Genomic DNA, 18,741 nt, shown 5'->3' with positions numbered 1-18,741 from the left:
GCGGCGTGGCCTACGAGGACATCCTCTACGAGGTCGCCGGCGGGCGGGCGACGATCACGATCAACCGACCCGAGCGGCTCAACGCGTTCCGCGGCCAGACCATGCTCGAGCTGTGCGACGCGTTCGAGCGCAGCGCCGACGACGAGTCGGTGGGCGTCATCGTCTTCACCGGCGCCGGCGACCGGGCGTTCTGCGTGGGCGGCGACGTGCGCGAGCCCACCCGCACGATGAGGGAGAAGCGGGCCGGCCACATCATCGGCCCGCGGCTCGCCTCGGCGATGCGCAACAACGGCAAGCCGATCATCTGCCGCGTGCGCGGGTACTGCATCGGTGGCGGCAACGAGCTCAACATGGTCTCCGACCTCACGATCACCGACACCACCGGCCGCTTCGGCCAGGCCGGCCCCAAGATCGGCAACGCGCCGCTCTGGTGGGGCTGCCAGCTCATCCCGGCCGTGGTCGGTGAGAAGAAGGCGCGCGAGGTCCTGTTCCTGACGCGCCAGTACAGCGCGCAGGAGGCGCTCGAGATGGGCCTGGTCAACGCGGTCGTGGAGCCGGAGGAGCTCGACGCCGAGGTCGACCGCTGGTGCGAGCAGATCCTGCGCCGCTCGCCGCAGGGCCTGCGCCTGGCGAAGATCGCCCTCAACGCCGCGACCGACCAGCTCTACTCGTCGGTCAACCACGGGATGGAGCTCATGGCGCTCAACCACGTGTACGGCCCCGAGCCCAGGGAGGGCATCGCCTCCTTCCAGGAGAAGCGCGCCGCCGACTGGCGCAAGTTCCGGGAGGGCCAGGGGCCCGAGCCGGGGGAGCCGGGCGCCTGATGGCCGAGTGGAGCGACTGGTACGCGCGCGAGGACCCGACGGGCTGGGTGCTGCCGCGCATCCTGCGCGAGCGGGCCGAGCGCCACCCCGACCGCGAGTACCTGCGCTACGCCGACCGGCCGTGGGTCTCCTACGGCGAGGTCAACGCGCGCGCCAACCGGGTCGCCAACGGGCTGATCGCCCGGGGCGCCCGCCACGGCGAGTCGGTCAGCGTGCTGCTGCCGAACTGCGAGGAGTTCGTGCCGGTCTGGTACGGCATCCTCAAGGCCGGCGCGGTGATGAGCCCGATCAACACCGCGTACAAGGGCGACTTCCTCGCCTGGACGATCAACCTGGTCGAGTCGCGCACGCTGTTCATCGCCGACCGCTACCTCGACCGGCTGGCGTTCGTCGCCGGCGACCTGCCGAAGCTGGAGCACGTGGTGGTGGTCGACACCGGGCAGCGGGAGGGCCCCGACCCGTCGCTGCGCTGGGAGACGCTCGAGGCGCTGATGGACGCGCCCGACGCCGAGCCCGACGGCGTGGCGCACGCGTGGACCGACGACGCCCGCATCATGTTCACCTCGGGCACGACCGGCCGCTCGAAGGGCGTCATCAAGCAGCACGCGGCCGACTACTTCTCGGCCCGCAGCGCCATCGAGTCGATGGCCGTGCTGCGCGGCTGCGCGCCCGGGGACCTGCGGGACGAGACCTACTTCTCGTGCCTGCCGCTGTTCCACTCCAACGCCCAGGTGCTGTGCGGCTACCCGGCCCTGCTGGCCGGCGCGCGGGTGGCGTACGTGGAGCGCTTCTCGGGCAGCCGCTTCTGGCGGCAGGTGATCGACGCCGGGGCCACGACCTTCAACGGCATCGGCGCGATCCTCTACTTCCTCTGGAACCAGCCGCCCTCGGAGCTCGACCGCGCCCACCGGGTGCACACCATCTCGGCCGCCCCGGCCCCGAAGGACATCTACCACGCGTTCGAGGAGCGCTTCGGCGTGCGCCTGACCGAGGGCTACGGGCTCACCGAGACCGGCGTCGCCACGATGATGGACCCCACCCGGCCGCCGCGCCTCGGCAGCTGCGGCGTGGCGAACCCGGGCTACGAGGTGACCATCGTCGAGCCGGGCACCGACAAGCCGCTGCCCCCCGACACGCCGGGCGAGATCGTGGTCGACATGAAGATCCCGAACATCGTCATGCGGGCCTACTACGGCATGCCGGAGAAGACCGCCGAGGACTTCCGCAACCTGAAGCTCCACACCGGCGACCTCGGCCGCATGGACGCCGACGGCTACGTCTACTTCATGGACCGGGTGAAGGACTACATCCGGCGCCGCGGCGAGAACGTCTCCTCGATGGAGGTCGAGCGCCAGGTCTCGGACCACCCCGCCATCAAGGAGGCCGCCGCCATCGGCGTCAAGGCCGGCGAGGGCGCCTCCAGCGAGGACGAGATCATGATCGTCTGCATCCCCGAGGGCGACGCCCCGGATCCGGCCGAGCTGACCCACTGGATGGCCGAGCGGATGCCGTACTTCATGGTCCCGCGCTACATCCGCTTCGTCGACGCGCTGCCGAAGACCCCCACCGAGCGCGTGCAGAAGGTGAAGCTGCGCGAGGAGGGCATCACCCCGGACACCTTCGACCGCGAGGCGGCCGGCATCCGCATCCAGCGCTGATCACGGGCCCAGGAGCGCCGCGGGGACGACGGCGACCCCGTCGCGGCGGCGGTAGGCCTCCGTCCCGGTCGTGACCACGACGGCGTCGAGCAGATCCGGGCCGACCTGCTGCGCGAGCCAGTGCAAGTGGCGCACGTCGTCGTCGCCGACGGCCCGGGCGAGCTTCACCTCGATGGCCACGATCCGCCCGTCGGCGCGCTCGACGATGAGGTCCACCTCGCGCGCGCCCGAGTGCAGGCGCAGGTGCGCGACCCGCGCCTCGGCGCGCTGCGCGTAGACCCGCACGCTCTGGGTGACGAGCGACTGGAAGAGCGCGCCGATCAGCGGCCCGCGGCGCGGGAGCGGCGGGCCGGCCGGTCGGCCCTCGAGCAGGCCGTCGACATCGAGGCCGAGCAGGCGCGCCGCGAGCGCCGGATCGACGAGGTGGTGGACCGGGCCCGCGGACAGGCGCGCGAGCCGGTTGCGGCTCGGTAGCCATGCCGGGAGCGGCTCGACGATGAATAGCCGCTCGAGCGCCTCGCGGTAGGGGCCGGTGGTGGTCTTCGCCGGCTTCTGCCCCTCGCCGCCGGTGGCCGCGTCGCGGATCGCCTCGTAGGAGGCGCTGGTCCCCGAGGCCGCCGCATAGGCGGTCATCCATCGCCGGAGGATGTGCGGTGACCGGACCCGGTGGCCGATCTCCTCGAAGTCGCGCTCCGCCAGCCGCTGCAGGTACCCGTCGAGCTGGGCGCGGAGCGCCCGGCCGCTCAGCCCGCGCATCCCGGGGAAGCCCGAGCGGACGATCGCGGACGCGTAGTCCTCCAGCCCGACCGGGCTCTGTCCCGCCACATCGGGGCGGTCACCGCGCAGCAGCCGCTCGAGGCTCACCGTGGGCGTCGCAAGCGCCCGCTCGGCGAGTGAGAGCGGACGCATGCGGAGCGTGGCGATCCGCCCGGCGCCGGAGTGCGCGGGAGCCGTGAGGGGCGCCGCGGATCCCGCGAGCAGGAAGCCGCCCGGCGGGGCGCCCTCGTCGACCGCCCTGCGCACGCGGTCCCACAGGAACGGGGCGCGCTGCCACTCGTCGAGCAGCACGGGCGCCGCCCCGGCAAGCGCCGCCGAAGGATCCGCCTCGGCGATGGCCAGCTGCTCCGGGTCGTCCAGCCGTCGCACCGTCCGGGCCCGCCGCGCCGCGCTCTCGGTCTTGCCGACCGCCTTCGCGCCCTCGAGCGCGATCGCCGGGAGCGCCGTGATCAGCTCGTCCAGCTCGTCATCGACCACCCTGCGGACGTAGTCGTCCACTCGCGCTCCTGGGCCGCCCGGTATCACGCTACCGTTTCGCGCTGGTTGACGCTACCGTTTCGCACGTACCGACGCTACCGTTTCGCGCATATCAACGCCACCGTCTCACAGCCCTTCGCCTTCCCGTATCGCGTTTCGCCCGTCCCGACTCGCTCAGTCCGATTCCACGGAGCTTCTCCGAGCGGTGACAGGCTCGGTTCGACTCAGACGAGTTCCAGATCCTCGTGGTGGCCGAGAAGTACCAGACCGGCTTCGACCAGCCCAAGCTCTACGCGATGTACGTCGACCGCACGTTGACCGGCATCGCCGCGGTGCAGACGCTCTCGCGCCTCAACCGCACGATGGAGGGCAAGGACGGCACTGTCGTCCTCGACTTCAGCAACGACGCCGAGGACATCCAGAGGGCCTTCGAGCCCTACTACGGCGCGACCACCGCCACCCCGACCGACCCGAACCTGCTCTACGACACCCGCGCGCGGGTCGACGAGTACGGGGTGATCCGGAGGGACGAGGTCGAGCGCATGACCGACCTGTTGATGGCGCCGCCGACGCGGTCGAGTCACGGGCGCATCCACGCGGCCCTGCAGCCGGCGGTCGACCGCTTCCACGCCGATCTGAGCGAGGAGCGCCAGGAGGGCTTCCGCGACGCCCTCGACGCGTTCGTGCGCACGTACGCCTTCCTGAGCCAGCTCGTCACCTTCGGCGACGTCGCGCTCGAGCGCGAGTACCTCTTCGGCAAGGCACTGGCCCGGATGATCCGGCGCGCTCCCGGCGAGCAGATCGATCTGGGCGAAGCCGTCGACCTGAGTCATCTGAAGCAGGAGCTGACGTTCGAGGGGTCGATCGCGCTCGACGGGACCGACACCGGCCTGCCGGCGAGCCTGGGAGGAACGGGCAAGCGGGTCGAGCCCGAGCAGGAGTCGCTCTCCACGATCATCGACCAGCTCAACGAGCGCTACGGGCTCAACCTCACCGACGCCGACCGGCTGCACCTCGACGCCGTCGCCGAGAACATGGTGGCCGACGTGACCCTGCAGCAGCAGGCTGCCGCCAACACGCGCGAGAACTTCGGCATCGGCTTCGAGAAGCGCTACACCGACGCCCTGATCCAGCGACTGTCGAGCAACCAGGACCTCACCTATCGCGTCGTCGGCTCCGACGATCTGCGGGCGGACGTCATCGCGAGCTATCTGCCGCTGATCTACGGACGGGCGAAGGTCGCGAATCAGGAGCACTGCCCGATCGGCGAACTGCTGGGGCGGGTCGAAGACGCGCACCTGGAGTGGAGGTCCACCTTCCGCCGGGACGTCGTGAAGGGCGAGAAGTCGAAGGCGATCGAGACGGCCACGCTCAAGACGATCGCCGCCTTCGTCAACAGCGCGGAGGGCGGGACGCTCCTGATCGGCGTCGCCGATGACGCCGATCCGGTGGGGCTGGAGGCCGACTACCTGACGCTGCGCAAGCCGGGCGAGGACGACGCCGATCTCTTCCAGCTCGCGCTGCACCAGGCGGTGCTCAACGCCGTCGGCGCGGCAGCGGCGACCAGCGTCACCAGCCAGATCCACGAGGTGGGCGGTGCGGACGTGTGCCGGGTCCACGTCAAGCCGTCGGCGCATCCCGTCCACGCCACCGTGACCACGGTCGCGAAGGACGGCTCACACCAGAAGGCGGCCCGGTTCTCTGTGCGCGTGGGCAATGGCACCCGGGAGATCACCGACGAGATCGAGCTGCAGAAGTACATCGCGCAGCGGTGGGGCAAGAACGGTGGGCTCTGACGGATACGACGCGGGCGGCGGTCGTTCTCACCCCGGGATGAGCCCCTCCTCGGCGTCGTCGAGGTAGCCCGACACCTCGTCGAGCGTGGTGTCCGCCCCCGGCACGACGACGTCGGAGGCCACGAAGTCGTCGTCGGCGACGGGCGTGCCGACGTCGTCGATGGTCTCGATCAGCGCCCGCAGGGCGGCCTGGAAGGCCTCCTGGTCGCCGGCCGCGATGGCCGCCTCCACTGCGTCGTCGGCCCGCTCCACGGCGGCCACGTCGTTGTCGTCGAGGTAGTACTGCCCCGAGCCGAGCACGCGGATGATCATCGGGCGCCCTCCCCGAGCTCGCCGGCGGACGGCGATCCGGCGCCGATCTCGCCCTTCAGCCGCGCCAGGTCCTCCTCGACCGCGCTCTGCGACGAGAGCGCCGCCAGCTCGCGGTCGACCACGTCGCCGCCGGTGCTGAGGTCGTCGAGCGCGCCCGACTCGAGCAGCTCGTCGATCGCGCCGGCGCGCGCCTGCATAGTCTGCACCTTGTCCTCCGCCCGCTCCATGGCCATGCCCACGTCGGCCATGTCCTCGGAGATGCCGCTGAACGCCTCGCCGATGCGCGTCTGCGCCTCGGCCGCGCTGTACTGCGCCTTGATCGTCTCCTTGCGCACCCGGAAGGCCTCGATCCGGGTCTCGAGCTTCTGCTCGGCGGCCGACAGCTTGTCCTGCTCGGCCTGGAGCTGCTCGCGCTGGGCGCCGATCGACCCGAGCTGCGCCTGCACGCCCGCCTTGCGCTCGAGGGCGGTGCGGGCGAGGTCCTCGCGCCCGGCGGCGAGCGCCTGGCGCGCCTGCCCCTCCAGCTTGACCACGCCCTCCTGCAGCTTGGCCTCCTGCAGCTCGAGCCGCTTCCTGCTCGTCGCCACGTCGGCGACGCCGCGCCGCACCTTGGTCAGCAGGTCGCGCTGGCGCTCGTAGGAGTAGTCGAGCATCTCGTTCGGGTCCTCGGCCTGGTCGAGCGCCCGGCTGGCCTTGGCCCCGAAGATCGCCTTGAGGCGACTGAAGAACGACACGGCCGTCCCCCCTGGGGTGAGTTTTCGTCCGGCCCGGTGACGCTACCCCGATCCGGGGTAGGGGAAGCGCATGACGCGCATCCGCTCCCTGATCGCCGTGCTCCTCGCCGCCGCCGCCTGCGGCCTGGCCGCCGCGCCGGCCGTCGCGCTGGTGGACCTGGCGGCGGTGGCCGCCGGTGACGTCACGGTGGAGCAGGGCACGCCGATCCGCGACGAGGCGCGAACCCGCCTGGAGGCGGCGGCGCAGGAGCTGCGGGCGGCCGGCACGCCGGTCAAGTTCATCGTGCTGGCGCGGCGGCCGGACGACCCGTTCGCCTACGCGCGCACCGTCCGCGCCGACCTGCGCTTCGACGGCGACGTGCTGGTGCTGTCGGCCGAGCCGCGCAACCTCGCGATCGCCTCGCCGCTGTCGTCGAGCACGCTCAACCGGGTCTACGACCAACGGCTCGGCGACCTGCGCGCCGAGCCGGTCGCCGGCACGATCGCGGTGGCCCGCGACCTCGCGGCGCTGCGCTCGGGGGCCGGTGCGGCCGCGGGCGCGCCGGCGGCCGGGGGGCGCGACGGCGGCTCGGGCGGCTCGGCGGGCGCCGTGCTGCTGGTGATGCTGCTGATCGGCGGCGGGGCGGTCGCGATCGCGGCCATCGCCGGCCGTCGCCGGCGGCGCGTCGCGGCCGAGCGCGAGCTGACCGCGGGCGCGGCGGCGCTCGAGCCGCTGGTCGACGCGCTCGCCGCGCAGATCTCCGACCTCGAGGACGACATGGCGGTCGGCGGCGAGCGGGCGACGGCGGCGGCGCCGCACCACGAGGCGGCCGTGCTGGCCTACGGCGAGGCCCGCGACGCGATGTCGGCCCCGCCCACGCCCGCCGGCGTGCGCGCGGCCGGCGAGACGCTCGAGCGCGGCCTGCACGCCGCGCGCCGCGCGCGGGCGGCGCTGGAGGGCCGGCCGCCGGACGAGGCCGACGCCGAGCCGCTCCTCGAGGGCATGTGCGCGTTCGACCCCAAGCACGGCCGCGCCACCGACACGGTCGTGATCAGCACGCCGGGCGGTGACACCGCCGAGCTGCCCGCATGCGCACGCTGCGCCGCCCAGATGGCCCGGGGCGAGCAGCCACGCTTCCGCGAGGTGGAGGAGGACGGCCGGCTGGTGCCGTACTGGCGGTCGCGGGGCATGGCGGGCGGCATCGGCTACGGGTTCGGCGTGCCGGTGCTGGGTGGCGCGCTCGCCGGCCTGATGCTCGGCGGCCTGCTGGGCGCGGGCACCGCGGACGCCGCCGGCGGCTGGGACGACCCCGGCGTCGGGGGAGGCGACGTCGGCGATTTCGGCGGGGGTGGCGGCTTCGGCGGGGGCGATTTCGGCGGAGGCGGCTTCGGAGGTGGCGACTTCTGACCCTCCGGGGGGCGCCCCGGACTGCGCGGACGGGGGGTGCCCCGCCGCCGCCGGCTCGGGGACGCTCCCGGCGACATGTCGCCGCCAGACGATCCCGCCGCCGGGACGGTCGCGCCCCCGCCACCGCCGCCACCGCCACCGCCCGCGCCGCTCCCGGAGCCCGAGCTGCTGCTGGCCGAGGCGCGCCGCTGCGTGGAGCGCCACCTGCGCCATCCCGACCCCGCCCGGCGCAACCGCCTGCTGCGCCGCCTGACGGCGATGGAGGTGGCCGACCTCGCGACCCTGCGCGCGCGGCCCGGCGCGCACGACGCGCGAGAGGTGCGACGCGCCTACCGGCGCTGTGGGACGCGGTCGCCGGACCGCCGCCGCCCGGCACGCGCGCGACGGTCGTGCGGGTGCGGGTGCGGGTGCGGCGGCGGCGGGGGAGCTGACCGGCGGGGCGGGGCCCGCCGGGGGGCGCTAGGCGACCGGGCGGCGGCTCCCGCGCTTGACCCGGTTGCGGCGGGGGGTGGCCGGGTCGCCCTGCGGGGCGGCCGGGCGCGAGCGCGGCCGGGCGGGCGGCGCGAAGGCGGAGCCCCGGCGGCGGCTGCCGTAGACGACGCGCGGGGGCGCCATGGGGTAGCCGGTCTCGGCCCAGCGCTCCTCCAGGCCCATGTTCGCGGCGATGCGCGCCATGCCGTCGGCGTCGGTGGGCGTCACGAGCGTGACGGCGCGGCCGGTGCGGCCGGCGCGGGCGGTGCGCCCGACGCGGTGGGTGTAGGCGTCCTGGTCCTCCGGCGGGTCGAAGTTGACCACGAGCCCGATGTCGTCCAGGTCGATCCCGCGGGCGGCCACGTCGGTGGCCACGAGCACGCGGGCGCGCCCGCTGGCGAAGCGCTTGAGGGCCTTCTCGCGGGCGGCCTGGGTCAGGTCGCCGTGCATCGCGGCGGCCGACACGCCGGCCTTCTCCAGGCGCTCGGCCAGCCGGCCGGCGCCGCGGCGGGTGCGGCAGAAGACCAGGGTGAGCCCGTCCTCGCCCTCGATCAGCGACATGAGCTCGTCGGAGCGGGTGGACGCCGTGCAGGCGCGGAACGACTGCTCGAGGCGCTCGGAGAGCTTCTCGCCGTCGGCGACGGAGCTGTCGCGCATGCGCATGCGCTCGGCGTCGCGGGTGAAGCCGTCGGCCACCGAGCCGACCGCGCCCTCGAGGGTGGCCGAGAAGAACATGGTGTGGCGCTCGCGCGGTGTCTGGCGCACGATCGCCTCGACCTGGGGCAGGAAGCCCATGTCGAGCATGCGGTCGGCCTCGTCGAGCACCAGGATGCGGATGCCCTTCAGGCTCACGCGCCGCTGGCGGGCCAGGTCGAGCAGCCGGCCGGGCGTGGCGATGAGGATGTCCGCGCGCGCGGCCTTCTTCGCCTGCGTCTCGAGGTTGACGCCGCCGTAGCAGACGGCCATCCGCAGGCCGGCGGCCGTCGCCAGGGGCGCGAGCTCCTCGTCGATCTGCACGGCGAGCTCGCGCGTGGGGGCGAGCACGAGGGCCGACGGCTGGGCGCCGCCCGGCTCGAGGCGCTCGATGATCGGCAGCCCGAAGGCGAGCGTCTTGCCGGAGCCGGTCGGGGAGCTGACCAGCACGTCGCGGCCGGTGAGGGCCGTGGGGATCACCATCGCCTGGACGGGGAACGGCGACGTGATGCCGCGCGCGTCCAGGGCCGCGCGCACGCGGTCGCTCACGCCGAGGCCGGCGAAGTCAACTGATGTCAATACGAGCTCCTTGCGGCCGCTCTGGCCGCGGTCGGACGGGAGACCACGCTCGACCGTCCCACCTTCAGGATGCTCAGAGTGAAGTGCTCTCCCACGGGCGACCGGATTGCCGCCCTGCTTCGACGAGGGTCGTCGAGAGTCTGGGCGGAGAGGATAGCCGACCGGGCGGCCGCCGCCCACCGGGCCGCGGATCGGGGGCCGTCTGTAGCCTGCGCACGATGGAGAGCGTGACCGAGCGGGAGTTCCGCGACACCCTCGCCCGCTGGGCCAGCGGCGTCACCGTCATCACCGCGACGCACGAGGGCGCGCGCTACGGCATGACCGCCGCCTCGTTCTCCTCGCTGTCGCTCGACCCGCCGCTCGTGCTGATCTGCGTCGCCCGCTCGGCGTACTCGCACGACGGCCTCGTGGGCGCCCCCGGCTTCGCGGTCCACATCCTCGGCGCCGAGCAGGCCGAGATGTCCGGGCTGTTCTCGCGCGCCGGGGCGGACAAGTTCGACGGCCTGGTGCAGGGGACCGGCGCCTTCGACGCCCCGCTGCTGCCGTTCGGCGTCGCGCGCCTGGTGTGCGAGCGCCACTCGACGCTCGACGGCGGCGACCACACCATCCTCGTCGGCCGGGTCGTGAGCACCGAGCTCGCCGGCACCGACCCGCTGATCTACTGCAACCGCGCCTACGGTCGCCTGCGGTAGGAGCCGCTCAGCGGCTCCACTTGATGGTGCATCCCACCGGCGGGGTGCTCGGCACCGCCGGCGACCGGCCCGCGAGGACCGCGTCGAGCGCGTCGCGCAGGTGGTGCGCGGTGACCGCGTCCGGGTCGGTGCTGTCGTCGATCGCGCCGTGGTACGCCACCCGGCCCGCGGCGTCGACCACGAAGACCTCCGGGGTGCGCTCGGCCCCGTAGGCCCGCGCCACCTCCTGGGTCGCGTCGTGCGCGTAGGCGAAGGCGTAGCGCCGCTCGGCGGCCCGCTCCACCATGCGCTCGAAGGCGTCGGCGGGCTGCACCCGCGCGTCGTTGGAGCAGATCGCCACCGTCACCACGCCCCGGTCGGAGTACTCGCGGGCGATCGCGTCGAACCGCGCCTCCCAGGCCTGCACGTAGGGGCAGTGGTTGCACCAGAAGGCCACGATGCGGGCCGGGGCGCCGGCGCCCTCGTCGAGGCCGACCTCGCCGCCGTCCGTGTCGGGCAGGCTGAAGCCGGGGGCCGGGTCGCCGACCGCGACGCTCACGCGGCCCGCCGGGCGGCGGCGGCGCGCAGGGCGGCCGCGAGGTCGTCGGCGTGGGGCAGCGGGCCGACCCGCCCGCCGGGCCGGCGGTAGGCGCGGCAGGCGTCGGCGACCGCCGGCCCGCCGGCCTCACCGCCGGGGAAGGGGTCGGCGCCCGCCAGGCGGTAGGTGGGCGAGCCGGGGAAGGCGAGGGCCGCCGCCTGGTCGTCGCCGGTCACCTCGACCGCGTCCACCGCGATCGGCACCCCGGCGCGCGCGGCCGCCGCGCGCAGCAGCTCGAGGCCCTCCTCGTGGGAGGGGCAGGAGCGGGTGAAGAGATAGGTCACGGGGAGCGGTTCCTGGGGCGGCACGCGGGCTATCGTACCGCCGTGCGCAGCCCCCGCGACGCCGGCGCGGCCGGAGCGTAGTTGCCGGTCGACCGGCGGCTCATCACGCTCACCGCCGAGGACGGCGAGGTCCACGACGCGCTCTTCGAGATCGACGAGCGGGCCGCGCGCGCCCGCACGCGGGCGACCGGCCGGCGCACGGCGCTCGTGCACATCCACGGGATCATGGGCAACTTCCTCGTCGGCACGCTGCGCTTCTACCCGGCGCCGCTGGCGCGGGCTGGCTTCCCGGTGCTGGTGCTGGAGACCCGGATGGCCAACGTCGGCCAGCTCTTCGGGCAGGCGATCTTCGAGCAGGCCATCAAGGACGTCGACGCCGCGGTGGTCTGGCTGCGCAGCCAGGGCTTCGACACGATCGTGCTGTCGGGCTACTCGAGCGGGGCGACGCTCGCCACCCGGTACGCCGCCACCCGCCACCTGCCCGACCTGCGCGGGCTGGTGTGCCTGGGCAACCCGTGGGGCCTGCCGCAGTCGATGCAGCGGCGCGCGGAGCGCTACGGGGCGACGCCCGACTACGGCGAGCTGATCGAGACCATCCGCCGCGCCATCGGCGCGAATCCGGACGATCCGGCCGAGGACCGGCTGTTCGTGGTCGAGCGCAGCCGCGGCCCCACCACCTCGCCGGCCGACAGCGAGGTCTACACCTACCGCACCTGGTGGCACTCGCGCGGCCCGGCGGCCACGTCGGCCATGGCGTTCCGCCAGATCGGTCAGGTGTGGGCGCCGATCCTGCTCGTGCAGGGCACCGACGACGAGGTCGTCTACTTCGAGGAGGCGGTGGCGCTCGCCCGGGTGGCCCGGCAGGCGGGCAACCCCGACGTCACGATCATGCGCATCGACGGGGCCGGCCACGCCTTCCGCGGGGCCGAGATCCCGACCCTCGACGCGGTCATCTCCTGGCTGCGCAGGCGCGCGTGAGGCCCGCCCGCCGCATCACCGCCCGGGGTGGCCGGCGCCACGTGCCGGTGTTCGGCGCGGACGACCGCGGGCTCGCGATCGACCTCGTCCTCACCCACACCGAGGACGGCCACAGCTGGGACGGGATGATCTTCCGCCCGCGCGGCGACCGCGAGCAGCGCCGGCGCCGGCTGGGCGTGATCGTGATCCACGGCTCGGTCGGCAACTACCTGACCGGCGTGCCGCGCAGGGTGTCGTTCGGGCTCGCCCAGGCGGGCTTCACGGTGCTGTCGGTCAACACCCGCATGGCCAACTACGGCGTCATCTTCGGCGGCGGGCTCATGCACCGCACGCCGCTCGACATCGACGCGGCCCTCGCGGTGATGCGCCGCCGCGGCTTCCGCCGCATCGTGCTGCTCGGCTTCAGCCTGGGCTCCACCATGGTCACCCACTACCAGGCGCTGCGCCAGCCGGCCGACGTGGTGGGCGTGTGCACGCTCGCGCACCCCGCGTCGCTGCCGGCGGCGCTGCGGCTGCGATGGGCCCACTACGGCGCCGAGCCGACCTACGAGGAGGTCGTCGAGGAGGCCCACCTGCGCCTGGCGCCCGACTTCGAGCGCACCCGCCGCGACGGCATCTTCATCGTGCGCCGGGCCCGCGGCTTCGGCGAGCGCCCGGTGGACGGCGAGGTGTGGAGCTATCTCGCCTGGTGGCACTCGCGCGGCCCGCGGGCGCCGCACGCCGAGTCGCGCCTGCGCATCGGGCACGTCACGGTGCCGCTCGCCATCATCCAGGCGGGGGAGGACGAGCTCGTGCGCGCCGCCGAGGGCGCCCAGCTCGAGTCCATCGCGCGTCAGGGGGACTGCCCGAGCGTGCTGCTGGAGACCATCCCCGGCACCGACCACGTCTTCACGGGAGCGGACACGGACCTGACCGAGGCCATCGTCGAGTGGCTGGACGAGCGCCTGTGAGCGGCGCGCGCGTCGCGGCGACGCTCCACACCGACCCCGGCTGCCCGTGGGCCTACTCCGCGCTGCCCGCGCTCCGCGCCCTCGAGTGGCGCTACGGCGACGCCCTCGCCTGGCGGCTGGTGGTGATCGGGCTCACCGAGCGCGCCGCCCAGTACGAGGCGCGGGGCTACACGCCGGCGACCAACGCGAACGGCAACCAGGCGTTCCGTGACCGCTTCGGCATGCCCTTCGCCGTGGCGCCGAAGCCGCGCGTGGCGGCCACCGGCCGCGGGTGCCGGGCCGTCGTCGCCGCCCGCCTCGACGCGCCCGGCTCGGAGTGGCGCGTCCTGCGGGCGCTGCAGCTCGCGAACTTCACCACGCCGCTGCTGCTGGACGACGACGCCCTGATCGCGGCCGCGCTCCGCGACGTGCCGGGCATCGACGCCGACGCCCTCGTGGCGCGCCTGGACGACCCCGACGTGGCGGCGGCCTACGAGGCCGACCGCGCCGAGGCGCGCAGCGCCGCCGGCTCGGCCGCCGAGCTGCAGGGCAAGACGGCCCGTACCGACGGCCCCGAGCGCTACACCGCGCCGACCCTGGTGCTGGAGCGCGACGGCATGCGCCTGGTGGCCGGCGGGTGGCAGCCGCTCGAGGCCTACGACGTGCTGGTGGCGAACCTGGACCCGGCGATCCCGCGGCGCGAGCCGCCCGACGGGCCGCTGCCGTTGCTCGAGCGCTTCCCCGAGGGCCTCGTCACCCAGGAGGTCGCCGTGATGCTCTCCCGCGGCAACGACGACCCGGACCGGGCCGCCGCCGAGCGGATGCTGCTCGCGCTGGTGGCCGAGGGCCGCGCGCGGCGGGCGCCGCTCGGCCACGACGCCCTCTGGACGGCCGCCTGAACGATCTCAGCGAAGGGCGACGGCAGGTCGTCGCCCCCAGCACGATCGCGGCAGGTCGTCAGGGCCGTTCGCGAGCGCGGTCCTCCAGTAGCCGGCGGGCCATCCCGCTCCCGCTGAATCGGTTGCCGAGCGGCCGCGTCGCGGCCCGTCGCACGATGGTCACCCGGTCGCCCTCGAGCTCGAACTCGATCTCCACGCCGGGGTGCAGCCCCGCGGCCGTCCGCAGGTGCCCGGGGATGACGACCTCACCCCTCGTGCCGATCCGATGGGTCATGCGGACGAGTGTGGATGATCGTCTCCGGATGGTCCACCAGCCGGCGTCCGCCGGCGCCGAGCCGACCTAGGGGATGCCGCGCACCACGCCGCCGTCTACCCGCAGCGCCGAGCCGGTCGTGGCCGAGGCCTGGTCGGAGGCGAGGTAGACGACGAGGTTCGCCACCTCCTCGGGGGTGGCGAGGCGGCCGAGCAGCGAGGTGGGGCGGTGCTCCCGGATGAACTCGCGGCCGGCGCGCTCGACCTCGTCGTCGCCGGTGACGCCCTGCTCCTCGAACATCGCCCGGAAGCCCTCCGTGAGGGTGGGGCCGGGCAGCACGCTGTTGATCGTCACGCCGCTCGCCGGCACCGACTCGGCCATGCCGCGGGCCACGGCGAGCTGGGCGGTCTTCGTCATGCCGTAGTGGACCATCTCGGCCGGGATCTGCACCGCCGACTCCGACGAGATGAAGATCACCCTGCCCCAGCCGCGCTCCACCATGCCGGGGACGTAGGCGCGGGCGAGGCGCACCCCGGCCATCACGTTGACCTCGAAGGTGCGCAGCCAGTCCTCGTCGGGGATCTCGAACACCGGCGTGGGGCGGAAGACGCCCGCGTTGTTGACGAGGATGTCGACCCGGGGGACCGCCGCCACGATCGCCGCGCAGCCCTCGGCCGTGCCGACGTCGCCGGCCACCGCGCGCACGTCCTCGCGCACCCCGTGCTGCCCGCCGATGATCCCCGCCACCCGCTCGGCGCGCTCCTGGTCGCGTCCGTTGACCACGACCGCGGCGCCGGCGCCCGCCAGCCCGAGCGCGACGGCGGCGCCGATGCCCGCCGTGGAGCCGGTGACGAGCGCCGTGCGGCCGCTGAGGTCGATGCGCACCGGCGCCCCTACGCGCCGCCCGCCAGGGCGTCGAGCGCCCGCAGCGTGCGGGTGAGCTCCTCGCCGGCGCGGCCGTGCATCCGCAGGGTGGCCTGCGCGTCGTACGGCGTCTCGCTCTCGGTGAGGATCGCGAGCGCCCCGCCGTTGCCGACCACGATGCCCGGCAGCTGGCTGACCGGCGCCACCAGCAGCGAGCTGCCGACCACCAGCATCACGTCGGCGCGCTCGGCGTGGGCGTAGGCGGCCTCGATCGCGTCGGCCGGCAGCGGTTCGCCGAACAGGACCACCCCGCTCTTGAGCTGGAAGCCGCAGGCGCTGCAGCGCGGCACCCCGTCGTCGGCGGCGTCGGCCCGGGCGGTCAGCTCGTCGCCGCTCACTCGGGCGTCGCAGCGCAGGCAGACCCCGCGCTCGAGCGAGCCGTGCACCTCGATGAGCTCGCGGCTGCCGGCCTTCGCGTGGAGGCGATCGATGTTCTGGGTGACGACCGCCTTCACGACGCCGCGCCGCTCGAACTCGGCCACCACCTCGTGGCCGGCGTTGGGCGCCACCCCCGACAGCATGTCGATGCGCGGGCGGTGGAAGCGCCAGAAGCGCGTCGGGTCGGTGAGGAAGGTCGGCATGGAGGCGACCTCCATCGGGTCGAACTCCTCCCAGACGCCGCCGGCCGAGCGGAAGTCCGGGATGCCGCTCTCGGTGGAGATGCCGGCGCCGGTCAGCACCACGGCGTGCTCGGCCCCGGCGAGGAGGCGTGCCAGGCGCTCGGGTCCGTCGGTCATCGGCCAAGGCTACTAAGCTGCGCCGGATGCGAGCCGACGGACGACGCCCGGACGAGCTGCGCCCGACCGAGATCCTCCCCGGCTTCGTCGCGACCGCCCACGGGAGCGCGCTGATCTCGCAGGGGGCGACGCGCGTGATCTGCACCGCCTCGGTCGAGGAGGCCGTGCCGGCCTGGATGCGCGGCCGCGGCCGCGGCTGGGTGACGGCCGAGTACTCGATGCTCCCGGCGTCGACCGGCCAGCGCAAGGCCCGCGACATCTCGCGCGGGCGCCTGGACGGACGCACCACGGAGATCCAGCGGCTCATCGGCCGCTCGGTGCGCGCGGTGGTCGACATGGAGGCGCTCGGCGAGCGCACCGTCTGGCTCGATTGCGACGTGCTGCAGGCCGACGGCGGCACGCGCTGCGCGTCGATCTGCGGCGCCTGGGTGGCGCTGCGGCTGGCGCTCGACGGGCTCGTGGCCGCGGGGACGATCCCCGCCCTGCCGCTGCGCGACTCGATCGCGGCGGTGAGCGTCGGCATGGTCGACGGGCGGGCGCTGCTCGACCTGCCCTACGCCGAGGACTCGCGGGCCGAGTCGGACATGAACGTGGTGATGACCGGGCAGGGACGCCTCGTGGAGGTGCAGGCGACGGCCGAGGGCCAGACGTTCTCCCGCGAGGAGCTCGACGCGCTGCTGGACCTGGCCGAGGGCGGCATCCGGCGGCTCACCGACGCGCAGCTGGCGGCGGTGGCGTGAGGGTCGTGCTCGCCACCGGCAACGCCGACAAGGTGGCCGAGCTGCGCCCGCTGCTCGCGCCGCGCGAGGTCGCGGCGGCGCCCGAGGGCTTCGACGTGGAGGAGACCGGCGTCACCCTGTTCCAGAACGCCTGGCTCAAGGCCCGGGCGCTGCGCGAGCGGATCGACGACGACAGCGTGGTGCTGGCCGACGACACCGGCCTGGTGGTGCACGCGCTCGGCGGCCGGCCCGGCGTGTTCAGCGCCCGCTACGCCGGGCCAGACGCCACCTACGCCGACAACTGCCGCCGCCTGCTCGAGGAGCTGGAGGGGGTCGACGACCGCGCCGCCGCGTTCGTCTGCGTGCTGGTCGGGCTGCGGGCGGACGGCTCGATGCTCGTCGCGAGCGGGAGCTGCCCCGGGCGCATCGCGCCGGCCATGCGGGGCGCCGGCGGCTTCGGCTACGACCCGGTCTTCCTGCCCGAGGGCGAGGACCGCTCCATGGCCGAGATGACCCGCGAGGAGAAGGCGGCGATCTCCCACCGCGGGCGCGCCGCCCGCCGCATGGCCGCGCTGCTGGACGAGCCGGCGTGAGCTCGCCGCTGGCGGGGCGCAGGGCGCTGATCACGGGGGGCTCCCGTCGCGTGGGCCGGGCCCTCAGCCTCGAGCTGGCCGCGATGGGCATCGACCTGGCGATCCACCACCGCGCCTCCGAGGCCGACGCCGAGGCCACGGCGGCGGAGTGCCGCGAGGCCGGCGTCCGCGCCGTGGTGTTGCAGGCCGACCTCGGCACGGCCGCCGCCTGCCGCGCGCTCGTGGCCGCGGCGCAGGAGGCCCTCGGCGGGGTCGACGTGCTCGTCAACTCCGCCTCCAACTTCCTGCCCCGTGCCTTCGAGGACGTGAGCGAGGACGAGATGGACCTCGTCCTGTCGGTCAACCTGAAGGCGCCGTTCATGCTGGCCCAGGCGGCGGCGCCGGCGATGGCCGCCGCCGGCTGGGGCCGCATCGTCAACCTCTCGGACGTGGCCGGCCTCGAGCCGTGGCCGCGCTTCACGGCCCACTCGGTCGCCAAGGCGGGGATGGTGATGCTGACGCGCTGCCTGGCCCAGGAGCTGGCGCCCGCGGTGACGGTCAACGCCATCGCGCCCGGCACCGTGCTGATGCCCGACGGCTCGTCGGAGGCGGCCACCCGGCGCTCCAGCGAGAAGGCCGTGCTCGGGCGCGTCGGCACCCCCGGGGACGTCGCCGGGGCGATGCGCTACCTGCTCGAGGCGCCCTACGTCACGGGGCACACCCTCGTGGTGGACGGCGGCCGGCTGGTGCGCCCGTGACCACGGGCTCCACGCCGCCCGCCTCGCGGGTCGCCTCCTGGCTCGTCGGCTGCCTGCTGGTGGGGTGGGTGGTGGCGTACAACCTCATCCGCGTCGGGGGCGCGAAGCCCGCCGACGCCGCGTGGCCGGCGCTCGGCATCGGGGCCGCCGCCGGGCTGGTGGTGTTCGTCGTCGGCCTCGTGGCCCTGCGCCGCCTCGCCGCCGCCGGACGGGTGGTGAGCCCGGGGCACGTCCCGATCCCGGCCGCCGACCGGCTGGACGAGCCGCAGCGCGACGCGCTCCGCCTCGCGTGGCCGCCGCTGGCCGCGCTCGCCGCCCTCGGCCTGATCGTGGGCCTGTGGCTGGCGTTCGACTGGTTCGGGGACGACTCGGCCGACCGCCCCACCACGACGCTGGTGCTCGCGGCGTGGAACCTGCTCATCGGCCTCTGGCTGGGCGACGAGGCGCTGCGCCTGCGCCGCCCCGACCCCGAGGGCATCGAGTCGGTGCCGCTCGGCTGCGGCCTCACCGCCGTGCTCGCCGGCGTGGGCCTGTCGCGCGACCTGGCCGAGCCGGCCCAGGTGGCGCTGATCGTGGTCGCCGGCGTGGCGGGCGCGCTGGCGGCCCTGGCCGTCTGGCGGCTGCGCGGCGCGCACGGGCCGCCGCTCGGCGCCGCCGGCGTCGCCCTCGTCGCGCTGCTCTCGCTGATCCTGCCCCTCGCGCTCTGACCCC

The 18,741-nt window shown here is 74.7% G+C and carries 21 protein-coding genes; 12 read left to right on the top strand and 9 right to left on the bottom strand.

Going from position 1 to position 18,741, the window contains the following annotated elements; all coding sequences use genetic code 11:
* The first annotated feature begins 5 nt into the window (after nt 1–5).
* Entirely contained in the window at nt 6–824 is an 819-nt protein-coding gene (locus tag ITJ85_RS12625) for an enoyl-CoA hydratase-related protein (protein ID WP_217913462.1), read from the top strand.
* Nucleotides 824–2,482 carry an AMP-binding protein gene (locus ITJ85_RS12620; RefSeq protein WP_217913461.1) on the top strand — a complete coding sequence of 553 codons (1,659 nt, stop codon included), beginning with the start codon at nt 824–826 and terminating at the stop codon, nt 2,480–2,482. The genes ITJ85_RS12625 and ITJ85_RS12620 overlap by 1 nt, the downstream gene beginning before the upstream one ends.
* Here ITJ85_RS12620 and ITJ85_RS12615 read toward each other — a convergent pair whose 3' ends face one another.
* Nucleotides 2,483–3,757, bottom strand: coding sequence for an ATP-binding protein (locus tag ITJ85_RS12615; RefSeq protein WP_217913460.1), 1,275 nt, complete (start codon nt 3,755–3,757; stop codon nt 2,483–2,485). It abuts the gene before it with no gap.
* Between the two features lie 218 nt (nt 3,758–3,975).
* Between ITJ85_RS12615 and ITJ85_RS12610 the strand changes: the two genes are divergently transcribed.
* Nucleotides 3,976–5,532 carry an AlbA family DNA-binding domain-containing protein gene (locus ITJ85_RS12610; RefSeq protein ID WP_425517117.1) on the top strand — a complete coding sequence of 519 codons (1,557 nt, stop codon included), beginning with the start codon at nt 3,976–3,978 and terminating at the stop codon, nt 5,530–5,532.
* 27 nt (nt 5,533–5,559) lie between these two features.
* Here ITJ85_RS12610 and pspAA read toward each other — a convergent pair whose 3' ends face one another.
* Nucleotides 5,560–5,844 (bottom strand): PspA-associated protein PspAA, encoded by a 285-nt coding sequence (gene pspAA, locus ITJ85_RS12605; protein WP_217913458.1) that lies wholly within the window; start codon nt 5,842–5,844, stop codon nt 5,560–5,562.
* Complete coding sequence (locus ITJ85_RS12600; protein ID WP_217913457.1) at nt 5,841–6,578, bottom strand: PspA/IM30 family protein; 738 nt, start codon at nt 6,576–6,578, stop codon at nt 5,841–5,843. Before ITJ85_RS12600 ends, pspAA begins: the two co-directional genes overlap by 4 nt.
* 70 nt (nt 6,579–6,648) lie before the next feature.
* On the opposite strand from ITJ85_RS12600, the gene ITJ85_RS17430 reads away from it, so the two are divergent.
* On the top strand, nt 6,649–7,965 hold the full coding sequence (locus ITJ85_RS17430; protein ID WP_217913456.1) for a hypothetical protein: 1,317 nt from the start codon (nt 6,649–6,651) through the stop codon (nt 7,963–7,965).
* A 459-nt stretch (nt 7,966–8,424) separates the two neighbouring features.
* On the opposite strand, the gene ITJ85_RS12590 is transcribed toward ITJ85_RS17430, so the two are convergent.
* Nucleotides 8,425–9,708 carry a DEAD/DEAH box helicase gene (locus ITJ85_RS12590; RefSeq protein WP_217913455.1) on the bottom strand — a complete coding sequence of 428 codons (1,284 nt, stop codon included), beginning with the start codon at nt 9,706–9,708 and terminating at the stop codon, nt 8,425–8,427.
* 218 nt (nt 9,709–9,926) lie between these two features.
* Here ITJ85_RS12590 and ITJ85_RS12585 point away from each other — a divergent pair, with 218 nt between their 5' ends.
* A complete protein-coding gene (locus ITJ85_RS12585; RefSeq protein ID WP_217913454.1) occupies nt 9,927–10,400 on the top strand; it encodes a flavin reductase family protein in 474 nt (157 codons plus the stop codon).
* Between the two features lie 7 nt (nt 10,401–10,407).
* Here the strand turns inward: ITJ85_RS12585 and ITJ85_RS12580 are convergent, their stop codons facing one another.
* Together ITJ85_RS12580 and ITJ85_RS12575 are read right to left on the bottom strand one after the other, a co-directional pair.
* Nucleotides 10,408–10,938 carry a thioredoxin family protein gene (locus tag ITJ85_RS12580; RefSeq protein WP_217913453.1) on the bottom strand — a complete coding sequence of 177 codons (531 nt, stop codon included), beginning with the start codon at nt 10,936–10,938 and terminating at the stop codon, nt 10,408–10,410.
* Nucleotides 10,935–11,285, bottom strand: a complete 351-nt coding sequence (locus ITJ85_RS12575) for a hypothetical protein (RefSeq protein WP_217913452.1) — start codon at nt 11,283–11,285, stop codon at nt 10,935–10,937. Before ITJ85_RS12575 ends, ITJ85_RS12580 begins: the two co-directional genes overlap by 4 nt.
* A 57-nt stretch (nt 11,286–11,342) precedes the next feature.
* Here ITJ85_RS12575 and ITJ85_RS12570 point away from each other — a divergent pair, with 57 nt between their 5' ends.
* The 3 genes from ITJ85_RS12570 to ITJ85_RS12560 are packed head-to-tail and all read left to right on the top strand — an operon-like array spanning nt 11,343 to nt 14,067.
* A complete protein-coding gene (locus ITJ85_RS12570) occupies nt 11,343–12,239 on the top strand; it encodes an alpha/beta hydrolase family protein (RefSeq protein ID WP_217913451.1) in 897 nt (298 codons plus the stop codon).
* Nucleotides 12,236–13,189 (top strand): alpha/beta hydrolase family protein, encoded by a 954-nt coding sequence (locus tag ITJ85_RS12565; RefSeq protein WP_217913450.1) that lies wholly within the window; start codon nt 12,236–12,238, stop codon nt 13,187–13,189. Before ITJ85_RS12570 ends, ITJ85_RS12565 begins: the two co-directional genes overlap by 4 nt.
* Nucleotides 13,186–14,067 (top strand): thioredoxin domain-containing protein, encoded by an 882-nt coding sequence (locus ITJ85_RS12560; protein ID WP_217913449.1) that lies wholly within the window; start codon nt 13,186–13,188, stop codon nt 14,065–14,067. The genes ITJ85_RS12565 and ITJ85_RS12560 overlap by 4 nt, the downstream gene beginning before the upstream one ends.
* A gap of 58 nt (nt 14,068–14,125) precedes the next feature.
* On the opposite strand, the gene ITJ85_RS12555 is transcribed toward ITJ85_RS12560, so the two are convergent.
* The 3 genes from ITJ85_RS12555 to ITJ85_RS12545 all read right to left on the bottom strand — a co-directional run bounded on the left by ITJ85_RS12555 (nt 14,126) and on the right by ITJ85_RS12545 (nt 15,981).
* Nucleotides 14,126–14,341: an AbrB/MazE/SpoVT family DNA-binding domain-containing protein gene (locus ITJ85_RS12555; protein ID WP_217913448.1), complete on the bottom strand. Its 216-nt coding sequence runs from the start codon at nt 14,339–14,341 to the stop codon at nt 14,126–14,128.
* A gap of 66 nt (nt 14,342–14,407) precedes the next feature.
* Nucleotides 14,408–15,205 carry an SDR family NAD(P)-dependent oxidoreductase gene (locus tag ITJ85_RS12550; RefSeq protein ID WP_217913447.1) on the bottom strand — a complete coding sequence of 266 codons (798 nt, stop codon included), beginning with the start codon at nt 15,203–15,205 and terminating at the stop codon, nt 14,408–14,410.
* Between the two features lie 8 nt (nt 15,206–15,213).
* Nucleotides 15,214–15,981, bottom strand: a complete 768-nt coding sequence (locus ITJ85_RS12545) for an SIR2 family NAD-dependent protein deacylase (protein ID WP_217913446.1) — start codon at nt 15,979–15,981, stop codon at nt 15,214–15,216.
* 26 nt (nt 15,982–16,007) lie between these two features.
* Here ITJ85_RS12545 and rph point away from each other — a divergent pair, with 26 nt between their 5' ends.
* From rph to ITJ85_RS12525, 4 genes are read left to right on the top strand one after another with little or no spacing between them, the layout of a single operon-like run.
* Nucleotides 16,008–16,721: a ribonuclease PH gene (gene rph, locus ITJ85_RS12540; protein ID WP_217913445.1), complete on the top strand. Its 714-nt coding sequence runs from the start codon at nt 16,008–16,010 to the stop codon at nt 16,719–16,721.
* Complete coding sequence (rdgB, locus tag ITJ85_RS12535) at nt 16,718–17,293, top strand: RdgB/HAM1 family non-canonical purine NTP pyrophosphatase (RefSeq protein ID WP_217913444.1); 576 nt, start codon at nt 16,718–16,720, stop codon at nt 17,291–17,293. The genes rph and rdgB overlap by 4 nt, the downstream gene beginning before the upstream one ends.
* Entirely contained in the window at nt 17,290–18,030 is a 741-nt protein-coding gene (locus ITJ85_RS12530) for an SDR family NAD(P)-dependent oxidoreductase (RefSeq protein ID WP_217913443.1), read from the top strand. Before rdgB ends, ITJ85_RS12530 begins: the two co-directional genes overlap by 4 nt.
* Nucleotides 18,027–18,737: a hypothetical protein gene (locus tag ITJ85_RS12525; RefSeq protein WP_217913442.1), complete on the top strand. Its 711-nt coding sequence runs from the start codon at nt 18,027–18,029 to the stop codon at nt 18,735–18,737. The genes ITJ85_RS12530 and ITJ85_RS12525 overlap by 4 nt, the downstream gene beginning before the upstream one ends.
* Nucleotides 18,738–18,741 lie beyond the last annotated feature (4 nt).

Origin of the sequence: Miltoncostaea marina (assembly GCF_018141525.1) — a bacterium.
In the GTDB taxonomy this organism is placed as follows: domain Bacteria; phylum Actinomycetota; class Thermoleophilia; order Miltoncostaeales; family Miltoncostaeaceae; genus Miltoncostaea; species Miltoncostaea marina.
This window is presented reverse-complemented; position numbering and strand designations above follow the sequence as displayed.